Below are 17,714 nucleotides of genomic sequence, written 5' to 3'. Positions count from 1 at the left end.
GGCGGCCCGCCATCAAAAACTGGCGGGCCGCCGGACTTCATCACACCTGCGCGGCGCCGCCGTCGGCAAAGAGTTCGGTACCGGTGACGAAGCTCGAATCGTCGGAAGCGAGAAAGAGTGCGGCGGCGGCGATCTCTTCGGCGCGGCCGACGCGCCCCATTGGCACCTGCGTTGCGAGATAATTGAGCAGGCCCTGCTGTTGCACCTCATCCTTGCCGGCGAGTTCGACGAGACCGGTTGTCTTTGTCGGACCGGGGCTCAGCGTATTGATACGAATGCCGCGATCCTTGAGATCGAGGATCCAGTTGCGAGCGAAGCTTCGTAGCGCGGCCTTCGAGGCGGCGTAGACGCTGAAGGCCGGAGTACCGGTCGAGCCCGCCGTCGATCCCGTCAAGATAACCGATGAGCCCTGACCGAGCAGCGGCAGCGCCTTTTGCACGGTGAAAAGAACACCTTTCACATTTCTGTCGAACGTGTCGTCATACTGCTCTTCGGTAATTTCGCCGAGTGGCAGCATCGAACCACCGCCGGCATTGACGAACAACACATCTATCCGGCCGGCTTCGGCTTTCACGCGGTCATAGAGCCGGTCAAGGTCCGCCAGCTTTGCCGAGTCCGCCTGGATGCCAACAACCTTACCCCCTATCTCCGCAACGGCCGCGTCGAGCACGTCCCTGCGCCGGCCGGTCACGAAAAGCTGGGCGCCTTCGGCGGCGAAACGCTTGGCAGTCGCAAGACCGATGCCCGACGTTGCGCCAGTAATCACTGCAATCTTTCCACTCAACCTCTGTGTCATTGTCGTCTCCTGTTGTTCGACCAAGGCTGAGATATGGACGCGACGAACGTTTCGAAATAGAAAGAAATGAAAGCTATTATTGCAGGAATGAAATGACGAAATTTCCGGATTTCGAAGGCCTCGCAATGTTCGCCAAGGTCGCCGAAGAGCGTTCTTTCGCCCGCGCCGCTAGGACGCTCGGTGTGTCGGTGCCTACCGTTTCGCGGGCTGTCAGCCGGCTGGAGGAGAGACTTGGCGCACGGCTATTCAACCGCACCTCGCGGCAACTGGCGCTGACCGATTTCGGCTTGCGATTGGTCGACAGTGCCTCGCGGCTCTATGCGGAAGCAGAGGCTGCGGAAAATGCAGCGCGCGAACTGTCCAGCCAACCGCGGGGGCTTATCCGGCTTGCCGTGCCGATGGCCTTCGGCACACGCTGGCTAGCGCCGATCCTGCCCGACTTTTTCGACCTCTATCCCGATATTTCTATCGACCTGCATATGAGCGACGCCATCGTCGACCTGGTGGGAGACGGTTTCGATGCTGCCCTGAGAATTGCCGTTCTGCCGGATTCCTCATTGGTCGCCCGGAGGCTGACAGCGGTCGCTCCGTTCATCCTCGCTGCACCGGCGTACATCGATAGATACGGCGCGCCGCGGCATCCGCGCGAGCTTAAGGCTGACCATTGCCTAGGGTACGCCTATCGGCCGCGCCAGGACGTCTGGCGCTTTCGCAATAAGGCAGGCGAAGAGGAAGTTGTCGTGCCGGCCGGTCCGTTGCGCTCCACCAATTCGCAAGCCTTGATTCCGATGGCGTTGCACGGCCTTGGGATTGTAGAGCTGCCGGAATTCATGGCGCATGAATATCTCGCCGATGGCAGGTTGAAAGCGATCCTCGCCGACTGGACGCTGCCGAGCGGAGCACTCTATTTCGTCACGCCCTCTGCCCGGGCTCGGCCTGCGAAGGTGGAGGTGCTCTCGGATTTCATGGTGGCGCGGCTATCAAATCCGACGTGGCGGTGGACAGGCTGATAGCACCTTAGTCTTGGCGCGGCGAGAGCCAGCGGGCGATGGCAAGTCGGGCGATGAGGATGAAGCAGATAGCAAGGCTTGCGAATTTCAGCCGCGTCATCCACGGCAGCAGCTGTGTTGCAAGGCCTGAGGGCGTACCATCGCCGAAGGCGATCAGGCTCGAGATGTTCTCGCCGTAATCGGCGATGCCGTAGATGAACGGCAGCAGGTAGACCGCCTTGCCGACGAGCGGATGCGCCGATCGGCCGAACCATGCGCCGCCGGGACCGAGCTTGAGGAAGGCGAGAAACAGCAGCGCCGTCAGCAATGCCGGAAAGATCAGCTCCGGCCCGAAATACATGGCGCGCAGCAACCTGGTCGCCGTCTCGTTCTCATCGAGCAGCTTCTGCATGTGGAAGACCGCGGACTCGTCGTAACCGGCGAAATAGGTATCGAGCACCGCCTGGCCGGTTTCGTGCTTGAACGGAACGACGAAGCCGAAGGTCGTCCAGGCGAGCACGGCAAGACAGAGGGCTGCGAGCAGCGCGACGATCCAGAGAGGAATCCGGCTGCCCGCCTTCATGATCAGAGGCCGGCGCCCGGATAGTTCGGGCTCTCGCGGGTGATCGTCACGTCATGGGCGTGGCTTTCGCGAAGACCGGCACCGGAGATGCGCACGAAAGTGGCGCGGTCCTGGAAATCCTTGAGGTCCTTACCGCCGACATAGCCCATGGCCGCTTTGAGGCCGCCGGCGAGCTGGTGGATAACACCCGAAACCGGCCCCTTGTACGGCACCTGACCTTCGATGCCCTCAGGCACAAGCTTCAGCGTGTCTCGCACCTCGGCCTGGAAATAACGGTCGGCCGAGCCGCGGGCCATGGCGCCGACGGAGCCCATGCCACGATAGGCCTTGAAGGAGCGTCCCTGGTAGAGATAGACCTCGCCCGGGCTCTCATCGGTGCCGGCAAGCAGCGAGCCGATCATGACGGCGGAAGCGCCGGCGGCAATCGCCTTGGCAAGATCGCCGGAGAACTTGATGCCGCCATCGGCGATGACGGGCACGTCCTGATCATTCGCGGCCTGCACCGCCGACATGATGGCGGCGAGCTGCGGCACACCGACGCCGGCGACGATGCGCGTCGTGCAGATCGAACCCGGACCGATACCGACCTTGACGGCATCGGCGCCGGCATCGATCAGCGCCCTGGTGCCGTCATAGGTGGCGACGTTGCCGGCCATGATCCGCACCGAGTTGGAAAGCTTCTTGACGCGCGTGACGGCATCAAGGACGCGCTGCGAGTGGCCATGGGCGGTATCGACGACCAGAAGGTCGACGCCGGCCTCGATCAGCCGCTCGGCGCGCTCGAAGCCATCATCGCCGACGCTGATGGCGGCGGCAGCGCGAAGCCTGCCCTGCGCATCCTTGGAAGCGTTCGGGTTCAGCTGCGACTTCTCGATATCCTTGACGGTGATGAGGCCGACGCAACGGCCTTCGGTATCGACCACCAGCAGCTTCTCGATGCGATGCGAATGCAGCAGGCGCTTGGCCTCCTGTTGATCGACGTTTTCCTTGACGGTGACCAGTTTGTCCTTGGTCATCAGCTCATGGATCTTCTGTTCCTGATCGGTAGCGAAGCGGACGTCGCGGTTGGTCAGGATCCCGACGAGGCGGCCGGACTTCTCCACGACAGGGATGCCGGAAATGCTGTAGGATTTCATGAGCCCGAGCGCATCGGCAAGCGTCGCATCGGGGCCGATCGTCACCGGATTGACAACCATGCCGCTTTCGAATTTCTTCACTTGCCGGACCTGCTCGGCCTGCTCGATCGGCGTCAGGTTGCGATGAATGACGCCAAGGCCGCCGGCCTGGGCCATGGCGATCGCAAGGCGGCTCTCGGTGACGGTATCCATGGCTGATGAGATGATCGGGATGTTGAGTTCGAAATCCCGGGCGATGCGGGTGGAGATATTCGTCTGGCCCGGCATGACCTCGGAATGTCCCGGCTGCAGCAGCACGTCGTCGAAGGTGAGCGCGTCTGCGCCGGTTGCCGTTTCAATGATGCGTGCCATGGCCAAATTCCTTCATTTAATAAAAATGCGACCCTGTCCGGAAACGAATCGTCCGCCCCGGCGGTCTGCATGGGTTGCTTGGAAGTTGGCGAGGGCTGGTAACACGTCTATGACAGGAAGGAAATAGCAAAAAGCCCGGCATGTCCGCCGGGTTCGTCATGGGTGCCATGCGCCAAGAGCATTGCAGGAAAAGCGCCAGCGCATCGGCCCGAAAATCGGAATCGATTTTCGGAAGCTCGATGCGAGGATTGAAAGTGTTACAGCATCCTTTGCGCGACTGAAAAGACGCGCGGCGCTGTAAGCGCTTTTCCGTTCGGAATTGCATAAAAACAAGAAGTTAGAGCGGTCCAGCGCTTCCGTGAAAGGCTGAACCGGTTCGGATCAGATGTTGAACTGATAGGTCTTCGGCACGAAGCGATAACCGCCATCCTGCCTTTCGACGAAGCCGACCGCCGGGAACGGCATGTGATAGCCAAGGAAGGCGATCTTCTCGCTCGCAATCATCTCGAAGACATTGCGGCGCGTGGCCGCCGCCTGCGTCTTGTCCATGTCGAAGCGCACTTCCCAATCCGGCCGCAGCAGCGACAGGATATAGTGATTGGCCGTATCGCCGGTGAGTACAAGGCGCTTGCCCTCGGATTCGACGTGGAACACCATATGCCCCGGTGAGTGGCCGGCCGCCAGCATCGCCGTTATGCCGGGCGCGAAACTGTCCCCTTCCTTAATGAAAGTGGTCTTTTCGGCGAGCGGCACCACATTGGCAAGCACCGCCTTGTGACCGCCTTCGGCCGGCGTGCCCTCACGTGCCTTGTCCGACCAGAAATCATATTCGGCCTGGCCGACGACATAGCGGGCATTCTTGAAGGCAGCCGCACCGTCTTCCATCAGACCGCCAATATGATCGCCGTGCAGATGGGTGAGCGCCACCAGCGTGACGTCGTCGGTTGAATATCCCGCCGCCTTCAGGCCTTCGGTCAGTTGACCGGCGCCACGTGCGCGGCCGCTGGCGCCGAAGCCGGTATCGACGAGGATGACATCCGAACCGGTATCGATAAGGGCCGGCGTATAGCCATTCATGAACTTGTCGGCCGGCAGGAAGTTTGCGGTCAGCAACGTCTTGACCGTTTCGGGGTCCTGATTGGTGCCGAAGGTTTCATAGGGCTTTTCGACAATGCTGGTGCCGTCGCGGACGACGGTGAACTTATAGGAACCTAGCTTGAATTGATTGACCTCGGGCAAAGGTGTTCCATCCATATGATTGCTGTCTCCAGTTGCGGCCGCTTCGGCCCTCTCTTTAAAAATTGCCGGCGCCGCCAGCAGGCCAAGGCCCGCGGCAAAAAGGGTGCGCCGCTTTATTCCCGATGAAATTGCCATATGTCCATCCTCTTATGACGTGCGGTGCGTCGCCGCACGGCCCCCGATGTCAGTTCCGCCGGGTTTTCATGCCCGGCGGAGTCGACATATCTCAATCTTGACACGCGACGTTGATGCGCAAGCCGTCTCACGCAGACGTGAAGCAAACGTGTCGTCGACCCGGATTTGGGGATTGGCATAACCCACAGCTGGGACTAAATAGCACGAGCCTTTCCAGCTCCAATCCGCTGCCCCATCAAGGCTCCCGCCTATGAATCGCATCGTCCCGCTGATCCTTGCCGTCGCCCTTTTCATGGAACAGATGGACTCGACCGTCATTGCGACCGCGCTGCCGGCGATCGCTAGTGATTTGCATGTCGGGCCGATCACGCTGAAGCTCGCGCTGACCTCCTACATGGTGGCGCTGGCAGTGTTCATCCCCGTCAGCGGCTGGATGGCCGACAGGTTCGGCGCCAAGAAGATCTTCCGGCTTGCCATCTCCGTCTTCGTCATCGGCTCGATCTTCTGCGCAATCTCGTCCAACCTCGTCGAATTCGTGTTTGCCCGCTTCCTGCAGGGCATGGGCGGCGCGATGATGACCCCGGTCGGCCGCCTCGTGCTGGTGCGCACCACGAAGCGCAGCGATCTGGTCTCGGCCATGGCGCTGCTCACCATCCCCGCACTTGTCGGCCCGCTCACCGGCCCGCCGCTCGGCGGCTTCATCACCACCTATTTCAGCTGGCACTGGATCTTCCTGATCAACGTGCCGGTCGGCATCATCGGAATCTGGCTTGCGACGATCTTCCTGCCCGAAGTGGAAGCGACGGCGCCGCCGCGGCTCGATTTCACCGGTTTCGTGCTGACCTCGCTATCGGCTGCGGGCGTCGTCTTCGGCCTGTCGGTGGTCAGTCTGCCGGCCCTGCCCCCGATCATCGGCGTCACCGCCACCTTGATCGGCTTCAGCTGCGGCGTCCTCTACGTGCGCCATGCCAAGCGGCACCCGGCGCCGATCCTCAACCTCAACCTGTTCAAGAACCCAACGTTCCGCGCCTCCACCTTGGGCGGCACGCTGTTTCGCATTTGCGTTGGCGCCATGCCCTTCCTGACGCCGTTGATGCTGCAGCTCGGCTTCGGGCTGACGCCGTTCCAATCCGGTCTCATCACCTTTGCCGGCGCGATCGGGGCGATCACCACCAAGTTCATGGCGAAGCGGGTCTTTGCAGCCGCCGGCTTCCGCACCACGCTTCTCGGCGCCGCCGGGGTAACCACCCTGGTGACTGTCATCACCGGCCTGTTCACGCCGTCTACGCCGCACCTCGTCATCATCGGCGTGCTGCTGCTCGGCGGCTTCTCCCGCTCCTTCATGTTCACCGGGGTGAATGCGCTTGCCTTCGCCGACATCGATGATGCCGAAGCCAGCCAGGCGACATCGATGAGCTCGGTGATGCAGCAGGTCAGCCTCGCGCTCGGTGTTGCGGTCGCCGCCGCGATCCTGGAGAGCTCGATCTATATCAGCGGCGAAGCGCTGCAGGTGGCCGATTTCCACCTTGCCTTCTACATCATTGCCGGACTGACGGTGATTGCGACCATTCCCTTCATCCGGATGGACCGCAATGCCGGCGCACTCGTTTCCGGCCACCGCTTGAAGACGATGACGGCAGCAACTGTTGAAGCCGAACAGCACGCGGTGAAATAGAGCATGTCGCGCAAAAGCGTGCAGCGGTTTTGCGGTACCGACATGCGTGGAAACAAAGACTGAAGCGCGAGGAACGAATCTGAAAGATTGCGACGGTTTAGGTCACCGTTACTGCGGGTTTTCGCAGACGGCAGAGAGCTTGTTGCCGTCGAGGTCACGGACATAGGCGGCATAGAAATGGGCATGGTAGGAGCGCAGGCCGGGTTCACCCTCATCCACGGCGCCTGCCGCGATCGCCGCCGCATGGAAGGCGTCGACATCGGCCCGTGTTTCGGCCGCAAGTGCCACCATGGCGCCATTGCCCGAGGTCGCCCGGCGGCGATTGAAGGGCGTCACCACCCAGAAGCGGCAGCGCGTATCGCCCTCGGCGGCATAGCCGATTTCCTCTTCGGAAGAACGCTGGCGGCGATAACCGAGCACAGGCAGCACGGCATCATAAAAATGCCCTGCGCGATAGAGGTCGTTGGTTCCGAGCGTGACGTAAAGAAGCATGGGATCAGCGGTTCAAATCCTGACAGCGCCGCGCGCCCTTTCAGATATGCAAAGGACGCGGCAACGCTTTCCATTGCTGCATATCTCATCTTTAAATCGACAGCGCTTTAAGGAGCTATGCAGTCGATCGCCATCATCCGTCAGGACCGGCACGAAGATCAAGCCTCTTCAGCGTCGCCTTCGGCCTTGCGCCCCTTGAACCCCTTGGCCAGCAGGAACATCTCGACCGATTCGGCGCGCGACGAGTTCGGCTTGACATGGACGACCTGGCGGAAGTTCTGCTTTAGCATGGCGAGCAGCTCACGCTCGGTGCCACCCTGGAAGGTCTTGGTGAGAAAATGTCCGCCTTCCTGGAGCACTTCGACGGCGAAATGTGCCGCGACTTCGCAGAGATGCATGGTGCGCAAATGGTCGGTGCGGTGGTGGCCAGTGGTTGGCGCCGCCATGTCTGAGATGACAAGATCGGGCGTGCCGCCGACGGCCTCCAGCAGCTTTTCCGGCGCACTGGGATCGAGGAAATCGAGCTGCAGGATCTTGACCCCCGGCAGCTGGGTCATCTCAAGGAAATCGATCGCGGCCACACGAATATCATCATCCGTCGAGCCGGTGACCTTGGCTGCGATCTGCGACCAGCTGCCCGGCGCAGCGCCGAGATCGATGATGCGCTTGGCGCCGCGCAGGATATGATGTTTCTCGTCGATCTCCAGCAGCTTGAAGGCGGCACGGGCGCGATAGCCTTCGAGCTGGGCGCGTTGCACATAGGGATCGTTGAGGTGGCGCTCCAGCCATTGGCGGGAGGAGGCCTTCATCTTCTTGTTTTTGACGCGCTGGCCGAGCTTGCGGCCGGTGCGGTTTCCCGCGATCGGTGCCTTGGTCATGCCTTCTTCCTATCTCGCGCGCTGGCCGCGGCGGTTACGGTTGCGCCGCCACACGCCGTCATCGGCCATCATGTCTGTGAGCAGGCCTTCCCTCAAGCCACGATCGGCAACGCGCATGCGCGGGCTTGGCCAGCGGCGGCGGATCGCCTCGAGAATGGCGCAGCCAGCCAGCACCAGATCGGCCCGATCCGGCCCGATGCAGGGATTGGCGGCGCGGCTTGCGAAATCCCAGGAGAGAAGCTTTGCCTGCATGGCGGAGACCTCGTCATCGGACAGCCAGATGCCATCGACCTTGCGCCGGTCATAACGCGGCAGATCGAGATGGACGCCGGCAAGCGTCGTCACCGTGCCAGACGTGCCGATCAGATGGAAGTCGCCGGTCTGGGCGACCTCGATCTCCGGGCAATCGAAGTGTCCGAGCATGCCTTCGACTTCGCGCACCATGCCTTCGAAAGCCTCCGGCGTGACGTCGTGCCCGCCATGGCGCTCCGACAGCGTGACGACGCCGACCGGCAGCGAGGTCCAGTGGGTGATGTGATTGGCGAGGCGGCTGAAGCGATTGTCGCCGATACGGATGACGGCAATCTCCGACGAACCGCCGCCGATATCGAACAGCACGACGGAGCGCGTCTCGCGACCGACCAGCGAGGAGCAGCCGGAGACGGCAAGCCGCGCTTCGGTTTCGCGATCGATGATCTCGAGCGCGAGGCCGGTTTCTGCAACGACGCGGCTGAGGAATTCCTCGCCATTGACGGCCTGGCGGCAGGCTTCGGTGGCGATCAGCCGCATGCGGCGGATCTCCCGGTTCCTGAGCTTGGAGGCGCAGATCCTCAAGGCCTCGATCGCCCGCTCCATCGCCTCGTCGGACAGACGGCCGCTGGCCGCAAGGCCTTCGCCGAGGCGCACGATGCGGGAAAAAGCATCGACGACGCGAAATTGTCCCGGACGGGTCGGCTGGGCAATGAGGAGACGGCAATTATTGGTGCCGAGATCGAGAGCGGCATAGAGCTCCTCCGGCCAAGCATGCTCGCCGGCCTGGCGATCCCCCTGATGCCCGGGATTGATATGGCTTTCCTGGCGGCCCCTGCGGTTGGCGCTCGCACCATTCAATGTTTCACGCAGCTCGGCACCGAGCGCCGTCTCTTCCGCGCGGCGTTCCTGTTGCGAGACACCTGATGGTTTTGCCGATGTCAGAGGCCGGCCCTGAAGACCGCGCTTGCCGCGATGCTTGCGGCGGTTGCGACGGCTGGGCGCCGAATCGCCATCGGACCGGGCGGCATGATCTGCCGCTCCGGCCTGTTCCATCACATGAGGTTGAAGTGAACCATCCTGCGCAGCACCATGGCCGCCACGACGGCGACGCTTGCGCTTGCGGGCCGGATTACCGGCTGCATCTTCCATCGGGCGCGCTGGCTGTCCGGCACCGCCGGAAGGCTCAAGCGAAGCGGGATGAGCCGCGTTGCGGGATTGCCCACCACGTTTGCCCTTACGGCGCCTGGACTTCTTGCCGTCCTTGCGCCCTGCCGCCGACGCCCCGTCAAATTGCGGCTTTGCGCCGCCTTCGGGGTCTTCCACGTTGTTTTTCCACCGCGCCGCGCAAGTCTTGAGATATGCAGCAGGCGCTCATTCGATTTTTGCGTTGCGGCAAGAATATCAGCGCCCGCCGAAATCGCCAAATTCTTTTTTGGACGGGGGATTTGGCGTGGTTTCACCTCTTCGACGGCAGCACCGAATTTTTTCAAAACGGCTATTTGCAATCCGCCCGCTTTTGGTTATAAGCGCCGCACAGCAGCCAAGCCATGCTTCGGCGGCAACTGCTGGGGAATAGTTCAATGGTAGAACGACGGACTCTGACTCCGTTAATCTTGGTTCGAATCCAGGTTCCCCAGCCAAAAATTTTTCTCAGTCAACGCGGCGACCGGAAATAGGGCAGCAAACTTGCGCATGTGATGTTGCGGGTGCTTGCAATGCAGTTCCCTGCAATTCCGCACGTTCGATAGCAAGATCGCGCCTCCCACGGATTATGGCGAGAAGCGCTTCTATAGCGCGACCAACTGCGATTCTGCTGGCAATGGCCGCGACCTCAGAGTCGAGCCCGTCTGATCGAATGAACCTGATCAGGCAACGCCGATCCGCAGCAGGTCGTGGAAATGCACCAGCCCGACCGGCCGACGGTCGTCGTCGATGACGATCAGTGCGCCGATGTGATGCTGGTTGAGCAGTGCCAGGGCCGCGGTCGCCAGCACCGTCGGCTTCACCGTCTTCGGCGTCCGCGTCATGATGTCGTCGACATCAAGCTCGGCCAGGTTGCGTGTGAGATTGCGCGCCATGTCGCCTTCGGTGACGATGCCGCAGAGCCGCCCATCTTCATCCAGCACCCCGACGCAGCCGAAATGCTTGCGCGACAGCACCGTGATCGCCTCCGGCATCGGCGTGCCCTTGGCAACGAGCGGCAGCCGCTCGCCGGTATGCATGACATCGGCGACATGCATCAGGCTCGCACCCAGCTTGCCGCCGGGATGGAAGACGTGGAAATCCGTAGCGGTAAAGCCGCGCGCTTCCAGGAGCGCCACCGCCAGCGCGTCGCCGATTGCAAGCTGCATCAGCGTCGAGGTCGTCGGCGCCAGCCCATTCGGGCAGGCCTCCTGCTCGTTCGGCATCAGCAGGACGATATCGGCGGCGGTCGCCAGCGAGGACCCTTCGCTACAGGTGATCGCGATCAGCGGAATGGAGAAGCGCCGCGTGAAGGAAATGATGCTCTTGAGCTCGGCGCTCTCGCCACCTTTGGAAATCGCCAAGACGACGTCGTCGCGCGCAATCATGCCGAGATCGCCGTGATTGGCCTCCGCCGCATGCACGAAAAAGGCGGGCGTTCCCGTTGAGGCGAATGTCGCCGCCAGCTTGGCGCCGATATGCCCGCTCTTGCCGACGCCGGTGACGATCACGCGTCCGGAGATGTCGCCGATGACTTCGACGGCCCGGGTGAAGGGACCGGCCAATCCGTCGTCAAAGGCCTGTTCGAGCGCTTCAAGACCGCGTCTTTCGGTCTCTACCGTGCGTTTTGCCGACTCGAGCACGCTGTTTTCAACGAGGTTTATCGCTCTTCTGATCATGAAGTTGCGTTAGACCTTTTCACTTTCCGAGTCCACCCCGCACGATTTCGGTCGGCATCTGGGGAATAAACGTAAGACCGTATGTCCGTCTTCGTGGCTGAGGTGGCTCGCCCTACACTGGTCTTCCGAGGGTTGCTCGGACAGGCCGAGCCGATCCTCATCACAGGAGGACGAGCCGTGGCAGATTATAGAGAAGCTTTTGTTGGAATCGACGTCGCCAAATTAAAGAATGCGATTGCTGTCGCTGAATCCGGCCGGGAGGGAGAGGTTCGCTTTTGGGGTGAGGTTGACGCGTCAGATACCAGCATGCGCCGCATCATCCAGCGGATAGCAGCAAAGTTTGATCGCGTTCATTTCTGCTACGAGGCGGGTCCGACCGGATACGGCCTACATCGGCTGATCCGATCGCTTGGCCATGAATGTGTGGTCGTCGCGCCTTCCTTGATTCCCAGGAAACCAGGCGACAGAGTCAAGACCAACCGTCGAGATGCACTCGCGCTCGCCCGGCTATTGAGGGCCGGCGAGCTCACAGCGGTGTGGGTTCCCGACGAGGGCCATGAGGCGATGCGAGACCTCGTTCGCGCCCGGGCTTCTGCAGTCGAGACGTTGCGGGTTCACCGGCAACAGATCAGCGCCTTCATGCTCAAGCATAGCCGCATCTATCCACGCAAGAAGTGCTGGACGATGCGATATTTGCGCTGGCTGCAGGAGCAACAGTTCGATCATCCGGCGCATCAGATCGCCTTGCAGGAGATGGTCGAGGCAGTGCGCGTCTCGAAAGAGCGCGTGGAACGATTGGAGAAGGTCATCGAGGAATTCGTGCCGAATTGGTCTCTCGCGCCGGTCGTCCGAGCGCTGCAGACCCTGCGTGGGGTCGATCTGATTGTCGCCGTCACCTTCGCCACAGAGGTCGGCGACGTCAGCCGATTTGAAAGCCCCCGCCAACTGATGGGATATCTCGGCCTGGTGCCCGGTGAGCGATCAACAGGTGAGACAGTCAGACGGGGCTCGATCACCAAGGCAGGCAATGGCCGGGTCCGGCATATGCTTGTCGAAAGCGCCTGGACCTATCGGCATCCACCAAAGGTGGGCGCAAGGAAGCTATATCGGCTGGAGGAAGCGCCACCGAAGGTGCGGGAGATAGCATGGAAGGCTCAGAGTCGGTTGACGGCTCGTTATCGAATGTTGACCGGACGCGGAAAGCGAACGACGGTGGTTTGTACGGCCATTGCCCGTGAGCTGACCGGCTTCATGTGGGCTGTTGCAAGGGAGGCGCAGGCGGGCAGATCGTAGGCCGCCGCATCGAACTTGCACCCTCGCGCATGGGCGGGGGCGGAACAACGGCAGGGGAACACCCGTCAGACGCTTTGTGGCCGGCACTTGACCGACGCCCGTAGTAAGATCGGAACAGCCCCGGACGCACAATCGGGAATGCGGTAGCCAATCCGCGCATCAGAGCTTGATCACCGACGTCCTTCAGTTCCGCCTCCACCCATACGCGATCATCATCATGAACTGCCGTTCGATTGGACGGTCGGTTCCTCGCGCCCAAAGCATTGACAACGGACATCAGAGCGCTGTTTTGCTCCCGCCTGTAGGAATCTGTTGTTGATTTCATTGGGAATTTTTCAATGGAAATCAACATTCCCTGGCGGGGCCATTGACACCCTGATGCACTTGAGTTCTTTGAGACCGCTGCACATCAGATTGTAACCGGGCAAGTTGCTTCAGCCCGGATGTGGCTGAAGTTCTGCACCGATATCCTGAATGTCACGACTAAATGGAATGCATCGCTCAATGAGTTTTTCCACCTCGGTTGAATGGTAATCGGTGAGGCATGACAGGGGTGAATTAAGATATTTGACAAGAGCGGAGCACATTGGATGAACGAAGCCCGCCACGCAGATTTCACCATCTTCGCCCATGTTTACTACCCTGACACTTGGGAGGAAATGGCCAACGACCTGGACGCAGTCATCCGACAGCCGTTTGACCTGGTTATCACTCGGCCGGCCGGCTCCCGTCCGGTGGCGCGTCCCCAGACTTCCTATCTTCGCTTCGCGACCGAACTTGAGGTCGAAAACCGAGGCCGCGATATCCTGCCGTTCCTGACGGCCTTAAAACAACAAATCGCGCCGCCTTTCGACATCGGCCTGAAGATGCATACCAAACGGTCCCCTCATCACCGAGACGGGGATGGCTGGCGACAATTTTTAGTCGGTTCGTTGCTGAAGACGGAAGGTAGCGGACGCTTGTTGGGCCACAAGTTGTTGGAGTCCGAGCCTTATATCGGTCTGATCGCGGCGCGGGCGCATCTCCTGCCCCTCGATGGCCGCACTTCGATCAACGAGAAGGTCATGATGAAGACCCTGCGGCGGATAGAGCATTTTCGTGCCGCGCAGAAATGCGGAGGTGCTTTGGAGGGCAGTATCCATCCATCTGCGCTTAAAGGTAGCCGCTTTCCCGCGGGATCGATGTTCTGGTTTCGCCGCGCCGCGTTGAGAAAGGCAGTCGAGATCGATTTTACCGACCTGTTCGTTCGTGAGGGCGGCCAACTCGACGGGACAGCCGCCCACGCCTTCGAACATCTGTTTGCGCTCATTGCCGAACGAGAAGGTTTAATCGCGGCCAGCATGGAAAACGTAGCGCCAATCCTTGATCATCGTGGCGCGCCTCTATCGCGACCGGAATTGATGAAGCTGATCGAGGATAGTCTGGCGCACGACAACCCATTCCTGGTGCCCTTAGCGGACTTCTGGCGTCGCCACCCTACCCTTCTGAAATGGGCGCTCAGCGTTTATGCTAGCCTACCCCAGAGTTCGGTGCGGCTGTTGCGAAGAAGCATTGGGCGATGATGGTGATCCTGCCCCAAGCCCGAGTGGGACATTAGTTTGCAAGAGGCATCTTTTGGTCGTCCGAAACATTGCCATCCGAACCACACGCCGGATTTGCCGGAGGCCGCTTACTTGTTCCGGTTTGCGCAGGGTCATCGAATAATTCGTCAACGAAGCCTCTCGCGGTCTGGGCGCTAAGCACCATCGCAGCTCCGTTCGTTGACGACAACGATCGAGCAATAACGCCAGTGCCGTCCACACCCGGTTCTAGCGCAAATGTCCTCACGCCGCGCGCTTCAGCAATCCTGGTGACAAAGGCCGCCAAGCCTTCCGGATCGCGTCGGTAACCGCCCGCCGTCAGCAGACAATCTAGGGAACGCAGGATACGATCATCCCCGGCAAGAATATTCTTTGCCTCGAGCGCATATGGGACTATCCGTCGTTCGATCATGGCGCGCGTCGAAGCGGCCAGCGCATGCGGCGTCACTAGGACACGAAGAAGCACATCACGCCGGTGACGCAACTCGTCGATCAGGGGCAATAGGAGCTCGAAACTCTCCGGCGCCTCAAGCAAGACGGCGATCTCTCCAGCGAACGGTGTCTCGATATAGCCAGGGCGAGGCCGGGTCGTCGCTTTGCCGATGAGGGTGGCCCAGGCCTTGCCAATTGCCTTGGAGGAATAGGTCTCCGCCAATATTGGACGAGCAGCTGCGGTCGCAGCGGTGCGTTCGGTAGCGCCGAGCGGCCCAAGGAAGCGGCGCAGACCTGCCTCCCAGTCGTCGAATGCCACCGCTCCCTTCAAAGGCTCCATCGAAGGGAGACGGGTTGTCACGACAGGCACGCCGTGCTCAAGAGCGAGTACGGCCCGGTTCGCAGACTTCGTTGCCGAGAACGCATCTATGCCGAATGGCAGAAGGCACACGTCGGCATCTTTGAGTGCTTCGAAAACAGCGTCAGTGGACCAGTCGACATAGCGGGTCGGCACGCCGATTTGGGCAATCGCGTTATCAAACGGCACTTTATTATTTGAAATGACCGTTAGCTCAAGCGGAATATCACGACACACCGCCTCAAGAGCCGGGGCTGCAAGCATCAGAGCTAACATACCGAAATCGCTATGTGGCGCACCGTAATTTCCGAACCACAAAACGGACTTCGGGCGCACGTGTGGTACGGTATTTACACCTGCAGGTACTAATCCACCGCCGGCAACATTGCTAGAATTTAAACCTTCTTGAGACGCCGACGCGCCGCTCAATGTCGCCAGGCGCATACCGATGAGCCGGTACACCAATGAGATCTTGCGTTTGAGGATTGCCATCGCGTCTTCAGGATGGCGTGCCATATGAAAAATAAACCGCGAGGCACGCTGCACGAAAGTGACGGGCCGCCTTTCGGCAGATGGCGAGACCTGCTCCTGAAGTCCTCCGGCCGCCGCGATGCTCTCCCTGGTCTCGACCTGATCGGGAATAACGACAAAGCACACGCCGGATCTCAATAGGGGCTTCAGCGCCTCGGCAAGCGCCGGACTGGGGACGACGATTGCATCCGCAAAAGCACCAATGCCGGCCAGGCGGAGTGCCGGGTGGAAGTCAGGCGCCATGGGATAGTTCGCTACGACGATGTTGTCGCATAGATCAACCAACACCTTAACGCCCTGGTCTTTGGCCAGACCTGCCAACTTCAGGCTCTCGCGATCAAGATGCTTGACGAAGACGATCGCGTCGAGCTCCTTTAGGTGCGGGATTGCTTCCTTTGAAGACTTGTAAAATACACTTTCGATCTCAAGCTCGCGCAAGGCAAGTACGGGATAATAACAGCGATAGCGCGTGCTCGCCAAAAGGTAGTTGAGCTGCGGACTGACCCAGGCAACACGGGGACGGGGAAGATCTGCCATAAAATTTCTTTACGCGGTGGAAGTCGGCAGTCACTAACCACAGACCTTGCATGCACACAACAGCATTTTGCAACTTTAGAGCATGACTCCAGATGGTCCTATAAATCCGGCACGATGATATTTCTAAGCAGCATATTTATGGCGCCCGGGTCATCGAAGAAGGCTTGACCTGCCACTGCGAATTTCCTCCAGAATGGATTAGAGTCCGGCCTATTAAGGGACGGACGAATGAAGAAGCAGCGATTTACGGAAGAGCAGATTATCGGTGTGCTGAAGGAGCAGGAGGCTGGCGCGAAGGCGGCCGACCTCTGCCGCAAGCACGGGATTTCAGAAGCGACGTTTTATAACTGGAAAGCCAAATATGGCGGCATGGAAGTCTCCGAGGCGAAGCGGCTGAAGGCGCTTGAGGACGAGAATACCAGGCTGAAGAAGCTGTTGGCCGAACAGATGCTTGATGCAGCCGCGCTCCGCGAGCTTCTTGCAAAAAAATGGTAGGGCCTGCCGCCAAGCGTGAAGCCGTCACGCATCTGAAGGCCGTCATGGGTCTTTCGGAACGGCGGGCCTGCCAGATCGTATCCGCCGACCGCAAGACGATCCGTTATCGGTCCAATCGACCGCCGGAGGTCGATCTGCGAGCGAAGCTGCGTGACCTCGCCAATGAGCGACGGCGTTTCGGCTACCGTCGGCTGTTCATCCTGCTTCGGCGGGATGGAGAGCCGTCCGGCGTCAATCGCATCTACCGTCTTTATCGCGAGGAAGGGCTTTCCGTTCGCAAGCGAAAGGCCCGGCGGCGTGCTGTCGGCACGCGTGCACCGATCCTGGTCGAAGCGAAGGCCAATGCCCGCTGGTCGCTGGATTTCGTCCACGACCAGTTCGCCTGCGGCAGACGCTTCCGCGTGCTCAACATTGTCGATGATGTGACGCGCGAATGCCTGGCAGCGATCCCGGACACATCTATCTCCGGTCGACGTGTCGCCCGAGAACTGACGACGCTGATCGAACGACGCGGCAAGCCCGGAATGATTGTCTCCGACAACGGGACCGAACTAACGTCGAATGCCATCCTCGCCTGGTCGAAAGATCACAAGGTCGAGTGGCACTACATCGCGCCGGGAAAGCCGATGCAGAATGGCTATGTCGAGAGTTTCAACGGGCGCATGCGCGACGAACTGCTCAACGAAAGCCTGTTCTTCGGCCTCGATCATGCCCGAAGCGCCATTGCTGAATGGGCCGACGATTACAACCATTTTCGGCCGCACTCATCCCTCGGATACCAAACCCCGGCAGACTTTGCCGGGACCATCGCCGCAACCGGCTCCAACGCTGCGCAAGATGAAAGCTTCGCGTTTCCGCCGGTTGCTCACACCGCGCCACTTGGCGTATTCAAAACCGCCGGGGCTCTAGTCGCCGCTGGATGAAAGTTCAGTGGCAGGTCAGGCTTTGACCCGTTCGGCGGAGGCTGCGAGCTTAGTCAGCGGCTTTGACCTTCGCCTTCCGGCCACATCAATTTTTGCGTGATAGTCCATGACTGTCCCTCGTTTGATGCCTGGGGCCGATACAATCGGCCCCGCCGACATGAGGCAGGGCGAATTTGAC

The 17,714-nt window shown here is 60.5% G+C and carries 14 protein-coding genes and 1 tRNA gene; 6 read left to right on the top strand and 9 right to left on the bottom strand.

Features of this window, described 5'->3' with window-relative positions:
• Window positions 1-40: 40 nt before the first annotated feature.
• Window positions 41-796, bottom strand: a complete 756-nt coding sequence (locus ACD590_RS02495) for an SDR family NAD(P)-dependent oxidoreductase (RefSeq protein WP_247265017.1) — start codon at window positions 794-796, stop codon at window positions 41-43.
• Between the two features lie 92 nt (window positions 797-888).
• On the opposite strand from ACD590_RS02495, the gene ACD590_RS02490 reads away from it, so the two are divergent.
• Entirely contained in the window at window positions 889-1,806 is a 918-nt protein-coding gene (locus ACD590_RS02490) for a LysR family transcriptional regulator (RefSeq protein ID WP_439002075.1), read from the top strand.
• 7 nt (window positions 1,807-1,813) lie between these two features.
• On the opposite strand, the gene ACD590_RS02485 is transcribed toward ACD590_RS02490, so the two are convergent.
• The 3 genes from ACD590_RS02485 to ACD590_RS02475 form a co-directional block, all read right to left on the bottom strand.
• Complete coding sequence (locus tag ACD590_RS02485; RefSeq protein WP_131605784.1) at window positions 1,814-2,368, bottom strand: hypothetical protein; 555 nt, start codon at window positions 2,366-2,368, stop codon at window positions 1,814-1,816.
• 2 nt (window positions 2,369-2,370) lie between these two features.
• Entirely contained in the window at window positions 2,371-3,855 is a 1,485-nt protein-coding gene (gene guaB, locus ACD590_RS02480; protein ID WP_018244933.1) for an IMP dehydrogenase, read from the bottom strand.
• Between the two features lie 381 nt (window positions 3,856-4,236).
• Window positions 4,237-5,229, bottom strand: a complete 993-nt coding sequence (locus ACD590_RS02475; protein WP_439002074.1) for an MBL fold metallo-hydrolase — start codon at window positions 5,227-5,229, stop codon at window positions 4,237-4,239.
• Between the two features lie 250 nt (window positions 5,230-5,479).
• Here ACD590_RS02475 and ACD590_RS02470 point away from each other — a divergent pair, with 250 nt between their 5' ends.
• On the top strand, window positions 5,480-6,904 hold the full coding sequence (locus tag ACD590_RS02470) for an MFS transporter (protein WP_018244931.1): 1,425 nt from the start codon (window positions 5,480-5,482) through the stop codon (window positions 6,902-6,904).
• Window positions 6,905-7,012: 108 nt separating this feature from the next.
• On the opposite strand, the gene ACD590_RS02465 is transcribed toward ACD590_RS02470, so the two are convergent.
• From ACD590_RS02465 to ACD590_RS02455, 3 genes are all read right to left on the bottom strand, one after another.
• Entirely contained in the window at window positions 7,013-7,396 is a 384-nt protein-coding gene (locus tag ACD590_RS02465; protein ID WP_130651761.1) for a VOC family protein, read from the bottom strand.
• 158 nt (window positions 7,397-7,554) lie between these two features.
• Window positions 7,555-8,274: an RlmE family RNA methyltransferase gene (locus tag ACD590_RS02460; RefSeq protein ID WP_018449420.1), complete on the bottom strand. Its 720-nt coding sequence runs from the start codon at window positions 8,272-8,274 to the stop codon at window positions 7,555-7,557.
• A 9-nt stretch (window positions 8,275-8,283) separates the two neighbouring features.
• On the bottom strand, window positions 8,284-9,849 hold the full coding sequence (locus ACD590_RS02455) for a Ppx/GppA phosphatase family protein (protein ID WP_439002073.1): 1,566 nt from the start codon (window positions 9,847-9,849) through the stop codon (window positions 8,284-8,286).
• A 243-nt stretch (window positions 9,850-10,092) separates the two neighbouring features.
• Between ACD590_RS02455 and ACD590_RS02450 the strand changes: the two genes are divergently transcribed.
• Window positions 10,093-10,166, top strand: a tRNA-Gln gene (locus tag ACD590_RS02450).
• Between the two features lie 225 nt (window positions 10,167-10,391).
• Here the strand turns inward: ACD590_RS02450 and ACD590_RS02445 are convergent.
• Complete coding sequence (locus ACD590_RS02445) at window positions 10,392-11,387, bottom strand: KpsF/GutQ family sugar-phosphate isomerase (protein ID WP_166480824.1); 996 nt, start codon at window positions 11,385-11,387, stop codon at window positions 10,392-10,394.
• A 177-nt stretch (window positions 11,388-11,564) separates the two neighbouring features.
• On the opposite strand from ACD590_RS02445, the gene ACD590_RS02440 reads away from it, so the two are divergent.
• Together ACD590_RS02440 and ACD590_RS02435 are read left to right on the top strand one after the other, a co-directional pair.
• On the top strand, window positions 11,565-12,680 hold the full coding sequence (locus ACD590_RS02440; RefSeq protein ID WP_439002072.1) for an IS110 family transposase: 1,116 nt from the start codon (window positions 11,565-11,567) through the stop codon (window positions 12,678-12,680).
• 590 nt (window positions 12,681-13,270) lie between these two features.
• Entirely contained in the window at window positions 13,271-14,242 is a 972-nt protein-coding gene (locus tag ACD590_RS02435; RefSeq protein ID WP_439002071.1) for a rhamnan synthesis F family protein, read from the top strand.
• A 31-nt stretch (window positions 14,243-14,273) separates the two neighbouring features.
• On the opposite strand, the gene ACD590_RS02430 is transcribed toward ACD590_RS02435, so the two are convergent.
• Window positions 14,274-16,118 (bottom strand): hypothetical protein, encoded by a 1,845-nt coding sequence (locus ACD590_RS02430; protein WP_439002070.1) that lies wholly within the window; start codon window positions 16,116-16,118, stop codon window positions 14,274-14,276.
• Window positions 16,119-16,346: 228 nt separating this feature from the next.
• Between ACD590_RS02430 and ACD590_RS02425 the strand changes: the two genes are divergently transcribed.
• Window positions 16,347-17,536, top strand: a protein-coding gene (locus ACD590_RS02425) for an IS3 family transposase (protein ID WP_115156737.1) whose coding sequence is annotated in 2 segments (ribosomal slippage) — window positions 16,347-16,599 and window positions 16,599-17,536 — 1,191 coding nt in all. Because the reading frame shifts where the segments join, the coding sequence is not laid out codon by codon here.
• Window positions 17,537-17,714 lie beyond the last annotated feature (178 nt).

Source organism: Rhizobium sp. 862_C5_N1_2 (assembly GCF_051811205.1).
GTDB lineage: Bacteria > Pseudomonadota > Alphaproteobacteria > Rhizobiales > Rhizobiaceae > Rhizobium > Rhizobium leguminosarum.
This window is presented reverse-complemented; position numbering and strand designations above follow the sequence as displayed.

Coding starts and splice junctions, on each gene's coding strand:
- ACD590_RS02495 (WP_247265017.1), bottom strand. CDS start 796: ATGACACAGAGGTTGAGTGGAAAGATTGCAGTGATTACTGGCGCAACG.
- ACD590_RS02490 (WP_439002075.1), top strand. CDS start 889: ATGACGAAATTTCCGGATTTCGAAGGCCTCGCAATGTTCGCCAAGGTC.
- ACD590_RS02485 (WP_131605784.1), bottom strand. CDS start 2,368: ATGAAGGCGGGCAGCCGGATTCCTCTCTGGATCGTCGCGCTGCTCGCA.
- guaB (WP_018244933.1), bottom strand. CDS start 3,855: ATGGCACGCATCATTGAAACGGCAACCGGCGCAGACGCGCTCACCTTC.
- ACD590_RS02475 (WP_439002074.1), bottom strand. CDS start 5,229: ATGGCAATTTCATCGGGAATAAAGCGGCGCACCCTTTTTGCCGCGGGC.
- ACD590_RS02470 (WP_018244931.1), top strand. CDS start 5,480: ATGAATCGCATCGTCCCGCTGATCCTTGCCGTCGCCCTTTTCATGGAA.
- ACD590_RS02465 (WP_130651761.1), bottom strand. CDS start 7,396: ATGCTTCTTTACGTCACGCTCGGAACCAACGACCTCTATCGCGCAGGG.
- ACD590_RS02460 (WP_018449420.1), bottom strand. CDS start 8,274: ATGACCAAGGCACCGATCGCGGGAAACCGCACCGGCCGCAAGCTCGGC.
- ACD590_RS02445 (WP_166480824.1), bottom strand. CDS start 11,387: ATGATCAGAAGAGCGATAAACCTCGTTGAAAACAGCGTGCTCGAGTCG.
- ACD590_RS02435 (WP_439002071.1), top strand. CDS start 13,271: ATGAACGAAGCCCGCCACGCAGATTTCACCATCTTCGCCCATGTTTAC.
- ACD590_RS02430 (WP_439002070.1), bottom strand. CDS start 16,118: ATGGCAGATCTTCCCCGTCCCCGTGTTGCCTGGGTCAGTCCGCAGCTC.